We start from the raw sequence: 5,220 nt of genomic DNA, 5'->3' as shown, positions 1-5,220 counted from the left end.
GCAACACAGCGCAGGCTTTGATCAAAGACATCGCCACCAACCGGATCATAAACCACGTCTGCGCCTTTGGGCTGCCCAAGTGAGGCCGTGATTTCACGCACCCGGTCACGGATATTTTCGGATTTGTAGTCAATGACATGATCTGCGCCATGATCGCGAGCGATCTGGCATTTATCCGCACCGCCCGCCGTGGCAATAACTGTCGCGCCCAAAAGCTTGGCGCATTCAACCGCGGTCAGGCCAACCCCGCCAGCTGCCCCATGAACCAGAACAATCTCGCCCGGCTTGACGTCTGCGCGATATTTCAGCGCAAACCAGCTGGTGCCATAGGCAATCTGAAAGGCAGCAGCATCGTTGACATCAACACCATCAGGCAAGGCGATGACAAGACTGGCATCGGCAATAACCATTTCGGCGTAACCACCCCAGTCGGGCATCGCCATCACCGCATCGCCGGGTTTAACATTGGTCACGCCATCCCCAATGGCGCGCACGGTCCCACTGACTTCAAAGCCCGGAGAAAAAGGGCCGCTGGGGCGCTTTTGATATTTGCCCTGCAAGATCAGGGTATCGGCGAAATTGACACCGCAGGCTGCGACATCGATCAGAACCTGACCGGGTTGCACCACCGGATCGGGCACATCACGCCATTGCGGTTCTTCGCCAAATGCGTCGCAGATCCACGCCTTCATGCCGATTTTCCTGCCTGTTGTTGTGTTGGTTTCGGGCAGTTTGGCGGTTGGGCCCGCTGCAGACAAGGCGACAAAGGACTAAACCCGCCACGCAAATGACGGATCGATCAATCGGGAAAGCCGTATATCAGAAAATGCGCTGACGCTTGCGTTTGCGGGTCAGCAGAAGAAGGATCGCGGATGGCACAAACAGGACGACAAGTGCTGGCGCAAGGAGGACAGGCACAAAGATCGTGTCCCACACCCACACAGAGATATAGCGCTGAACGACCGATTGCAGCAGGTTGAGGCTGCCAGCATCAAGGCGATACCAGAGCTCGCCTGCGGCGACCAGTCGAAAACTGCCTGTCTGAAGCGCGGTGATGGAATCATCAACCAGCACGGCGATGCTGGCAAATAACAGGATCCATCCCAACGCCCGGAAAAACCACATTATCCTCTCCAAACTACCTGTCAGGGTCGGTATATTAGCAAAAAACACCCGAACCCTAACGGGTCTTTGCCGCCGCCGTAAAGGGGCACATGACGTACCCCGGCCGACACAGCGATTGGAAATCCTGACCTCAAACCTTACGGATGAGACATCAACAAGAAGTAAAGATTATGGCAACCCCTTCATTGCCAAAGGTTTCAGGCGGTTAAACCGTAGGTAAACACCCCGCGCCACAGGCCCATTTGCGGCGATTTCAGCAAAGTAAAAAAAGAGGCTTATTGGGCCTTGTCAAGCGCGGGCGTCTCGGCTAATGTCCGCCCGCTTTCGCGATATATCAAAGATCGCATGTGGAGAGGTGGCCGAGTGGTTTAAGGCGCACGCCTGGAAAGCGTGTTGGGGTGTAAGCCCCTCAGGGGTTCGAATCCCCTCCTCTCTGCCATTGACCAGAAAGCATTCTTCCAAGCATACAAAACGACCAGCTGCCCCCCGAATGTGGCGCCAGCAATACTCAGACATACAATGTCTTTGGCGGGGCTCCTGACAGCAGGCTGTCAGGGGGATTTGTTCATGATGTCCTTTTGCACGGAGGCATGATGATCAAGTACCTTTATCCTGACGGCAGCCACTGTTACCGCGCCCTGCATACAGCGCACGCAGTCTTTCGCAATGCGGATGGCAAGCTGATCGCCCGGGCCGAAAAGGCCGATGGGTCGGGCATGTATGAGTTTGAAATCGCGGGCTTTGAGCTTTTGAGCCCGGGTGTCTTTTATGACTGATCTAGCTGTTTTCTGAATCCCCGGCCGCATTCATCGCAGCCAGCCATTTGCGCAAGAGCCCGTCAAGCTGGTCGAGCTCTTCGGGGTTTAGTGCTTCGAGTATCTGATGCTGGTTGGCGACATGTTCTGTAACGGCAGCGTCGATCAGCTCAAACCCCTTGTCAGTCAGGGCAATGACAAAGCCGCGACCATCTTCGGGGTTGCGTTGACGGGTAATCAGCCCGGCCTTTTCCAGCCGATCAAGGCGGTTGGTCATGGTGCCCGATGTCACCATGGTCCAGTCAATGAGTTCTGACGGGCTAAGCGCATAGGGCGGGCCGGACCGACGCAAGGTTGCCAGAACATCAAAACTTGCCAGTGACAGATCGTATTTTTTGAAAACACGTTCATGTGCAGCACTCAAATGGCTGCGCAGATGACCTATCCGACCAATGACACCCATTTGGGTGACATCAAGGTCAGGCCTTTCACGACGCCACTGCGCAAGAATGCGATCAACTTTATCCATGGTCAGGGTCCAAACTATTCACATGATCGTTCCGGTCGCCCGGAATTGTGCGGATACGCGACGCAAATCCGCAGGAGGAATTAACATCTTTCTAGCTCTTGCCGAAATTTTATCTTGACGTCAAGATTTCTGAATATATCTTGATGTCAAGATAAATGGAGATGCCACCATGAACCGAACAACTGATTTATGCCTCACCGCACTTGCCCCGATCATTTGGGGCAGTAGCTATATCGTCACCACGGAAATGCTGCCCGATGGCTTTCCGCTGACCGTCGCCCTTTTGCGCGCGCTGCCTGCCGGTCTGATTTTGTTGCTTGTAGTCCGCCAATTGCCACCCGCCGGCTGGCGCACACGGGTATTTATTCTGGGTGCGCTTAATTTCGCAGTGTTCTGGTCGATGCTGTTTGTCGCAGCCTATCGTCTGCCCGGCGGGGTGGCAGCAACACTTGGCGCGATTCAGCCACTGCTGGTGCTGTTTTTGGCCCGCTTCGCCCTTGGATCGGGCATTACGATTCTGGGTGTTATCGCGGCAATTTCGGGATTGATCGGGGTCGCGATGCTTGTGCTTGGCCCGACAAGCAGCCTTGATCCGATTGGCATTGCCGCCGCCCTTTTTGGTGCGGCATCCATGGCAGCCGGTACGGTGATGACCCGCAAATGGCAGCCGCCAGTATCACCGCTGACCTTTGCCGCCTGGCAATTAACCGCGGGCGGGATCCTGATGATCCCGGTAGCCCTGATCCTTGAGCCCGGCCTCCCGGTCCCGACCGTAACCAATCTGGCCGGTCTGGTGTGGCTCGGTCTGATCGGGGCGGCCCTGACCTATTACCTGTGGTTCCGCGGGATCGCACGCCTTGGCCCGACGACGGTGACAAGCTTTGGCTTTTTGAGCCCGACCAGTGCGGTTTTGCTGGGCTGGATCATCCTGGGCGAGGCCCTGAGCCCGCTTCAGATGGCAGGCGTGATTGTGGTGCTGGTCAGTATCTGGCTGGGTCAGCGGGCAGCGCGTCCTGCGCCTGCACCAGTGGCTGAACCAGCACCAGCCGCGATCAACGAACCTGCCCCGCGCACCACATAAAAACACAACGCCCCACACATATATAAAGGAAACTTCCGATGAAGATTGTCCTGTTTGGCGCCACCGGTGATGTCGGTACCGCCACCCTGCACGAAGCCCTAAAACGCGGCCATAGCGTCACAGCGATTGCGCGCAATATCCACAAACTGGCCGATGTGCCTGATAGCGTCGCGCGCGAAAGCGTTGATGTGCTGGCCAAGCCGGACCGCGTTGCCGAGCTGATGGCAAGCCATGATGTGGCGGTCTGCGCACTTCGCCCGATCAGCGGATCAGAAAGTTTGCTGGTTGAGATGAGCCGGGTTTTGCTGGACGCGGCACGTCAAACCAAAGCCCCGATTTACCTGACCGGTGGGGCCGCGAGCCTGAAACTGGCCGATAACAGCGAGCATACGGTCCTGAGCGCGCCGGACTTCCTGCCCGATGCCGTCCGCCCGATTGCCGAGGCCTGTGCGAAGCAGGATGCGCTGTTTGATCAGTATGACGATGTGCAATGGACCTGCCTGCGCCCGCCGGCGATGCTGATCGAGGGGCCGCTGACCGGACAATATGTGCGCGGCACCGATACACTGATCCCCGATCACGACGGGGTTGCCCGGATTTCCTATGCCGATTTCGGCTATGCGATGGTTGATCTGATTGACGCTGGCAATGGCGGGCAGCAACGCCTGACAGTGGGGTATCAGAACAAGGCTGAAGCGGCGTAATTGGCGAATACTAGTCGTTACACGACGAATACTAAAAAGCCCGCGTCAATTGTGACGCGGGCTTTGCATGCAAACTTTAAGGGGCTTTATTTTACGCCGTAATCCGGCGTTTAACTTCCTGTTCCGCAAGCTCATTGAAGAACGCGGAACGGTTTGTCGTAATTCTATCGATCGCTTCCAAAAGGTAGGAATCAATCGTGATATTAGTTCTGACCATATGACCCGGCATTTTAGCCGGAACCAGAAGTTTACCGACAACAGCGTCGGTGTCTTCAGGGTCAGCTACGGCATTCTCGAACGGTGTGGGTTCTGGAATATCCATGTTTTCGGCGCGCATCGTATCCAGATAGGCCGGAAGCACTTCGCGAGCATTATTGTATGCTTCATCGAATGTCGAAGCAGCAGACATGCAACCAGGCAAATCCGGAAAGACAACGGTGTAACCATCGCTGTCTTTAAGGATGAACGCGGCGTAGTTGCGTTCCATGTCATATTTCCCTTTGATGAAATGTGCATTCTGGGGCCTGCACATTTCCGTTAAGTTGTGTTTAGAGGCGGAAAGAGAAGCGCTTAGGCGCCTCTCCCCCCAATTTCGAAGCGCCAATTACAGGAGTGGCACCCCAGAAAGCTTCTCCAACTTCTTGATATAACGAATAGGATTATCCTTGCGGGGATGCACCACCGTTAACAAGTTAGAGTTTCCTTCTTTCTTAAAATGCCAGTGACTACTTTCTGTCCTGACGTGTTCCCAGCCATGCTTTAACAGAGCGGAAACGATCTCTCTGCTCGGTATAGTCATATTGTTTACTACCCAGTTTATTGCTTGGCCCTACAAAACCCATAGCGATTACCCTCTCTGACAACCCTTGATGACTCACGGCTTTCCACTCGAACTTCTTGCGAGTCTTTATGTGTGCACTTTACACACTGACATGCTCCTTGTCAATCAAAAGTGTGTAAAGTGCACATTCCCGGTCGCTAACTGCTTGACGACGCCTTGATCCGGGCAAAGACTTCATCAAGGGC

General features: G+C 55.0%; 8 protein-coding genes and 1 tRNA gene. 4 read left to right on the top strand and 5 right to left on the bottom strand.

Annotation, left to right across the window (positions count from 1 at the left end):
* Nucleotides 1-692 (bottom strand): NADPH:quinone oxidoreductase family protein (locus B2R48_RS17295; RefSeq protein ID WP_297002987.1); only part of this gene is annotated, 692 nt, incomplete at its 3' end.
* A 127-nt stretch (nucleotides 693-819) separates the two neighbouring features.
* On the bottom strand, nucleotides 820-1,125 hold the full coding sequence (locus tag B2R48_RS17290) for a hypothetical protein (RefSeq protein WP_062956860.1): 306 nt from the start codon (nucleotides 1,123-1,125) through the stop codon (nucleotides 820-822).
* A gap of 349 nt (nucleotides 1,126-1,474) precedes the next feature.
* On the opposite strand from B2R48_RS17290, the gene B2R48_RS17285 reads away from it, so the two are divergent.
* Nucleotides 1,475-1,564 (top strand) — tRNA-Ser (locus B2R48_RS17285).
* 154 nt (nucleotides 1,565-1,718) lie between these two features.
* Nucleotides 1,719-1,901 carry a hypothetical protein gene (locus B2R48_RS17280; protein ID WP_297002984.1) on the top strand — a complete coding sequence of 61 codons (183 nt, stop codon included), beginning with the start codon at nucleotides 1,719-1,721 and terminating at the stop codon, nucleotides 1,899-1,901.
* A gap of 1 nt (nucleotide 1,902) precedes the next feature.
* On the opposite strand, the gene B2R48_RS17275 is transcribed toward B2R48_RS17280, so the two are convergent.
* On the bottom strand, nucleotides 1,903-2,409 hold the full coding sequence (locus B2R48_RS17275; protein WP_297002982.1) for a MarR family winged helix-turn-helix transcriptional regulator: 507 nt from the start codon (nucleotides 2,407-2,409) through the stop codon (nucleotides 1,903-1,905).
* 169 nt (nucleotides 2,410-2,578) lie between these two features.
* Here B2R48_RS17275 and B2R48_RS17270 point away from each other — a divergent pair, with 169 nt between their 5' ends.
* Both B2R48_RS17270 and B2R48_RS17265 read left to right on the top strand, forming a co-directional pair.
* Nucleotides 2,579-3,490 (top strand): EamA family transporter, encoded by a 912-nt coding sequence (locus B2R48_RS17270; RefSeq protein ID WP_297002979.1) that lies wholly within the window; start codon nucleotides 2,579-2,581, stop codon nucleotides 3,488-3,490.
* Between the two features lie 38 nt (nucleotides 3,491-3,528).
* On the top strand, nucleotides 3,529-4,194 hold the full coding sequence (locus tag B2R48_RS17265) for an NAD(P)-dependent oxidoreductase (RefSeq protein ID WP_297002976.1): 666 nt from the start codon (nucleotides 3,529-3,531) through the stop codon (nucleotides 4,192-4,194).
* 91 nt (nucleotides 4,195-4,285) lie between these two features.
* Here B2R48_RS17265 and B2R48_RS17260 read toward each other — a convergent pair whose 3' ends face one another.
* Both B2R48_RS17260 and B2R48_RS20380 read right to left on the bottom strand, forming a co-directional pair.
* The gene (locus B2R48_RS17260) at nucleotides 4,286-4,681 is read right to left on the bottom strand and encodes a type II toxin-antitoxin system HicB family antitoxin (RefSeq protein ID WP_297002974.1); all 396 of its coding nucleotides are present in this window, start codon (nucleotides 4,679-4,681) and stop codon (nucleotides 4,286-4,288) included.
* Between the two features lie 117 nt (nucleotides 4,682-4,798).
* Complete coding sequence (locus B2R48_RS20380; protein WP_414716198.1) at nucleotides 4,799-4,993, bottom strand: type II toxin-antitoxin system HicA family toxin; 195 nt, start codon at nucleotides 4,991-4,993, stop codon at nucleotides 4,799-4,801.
* Between the last annotated feature and the right edge of the window lie 227 nt (nucleotides 4,994-5,220).

The sequence above is a fragment of the Thalassospira sp. UBA848 genome (assembly GCF_002295455.1).
Taxonomy (GTDB): Bacteria; Pseudomonadota; Alphaproteobacteria; order Rhodospirillales; family Thalassospiraceae; genus Thalassospira.
This window is presented reverse-complemented; position numbering and strand designations above follow the sequence as displayed.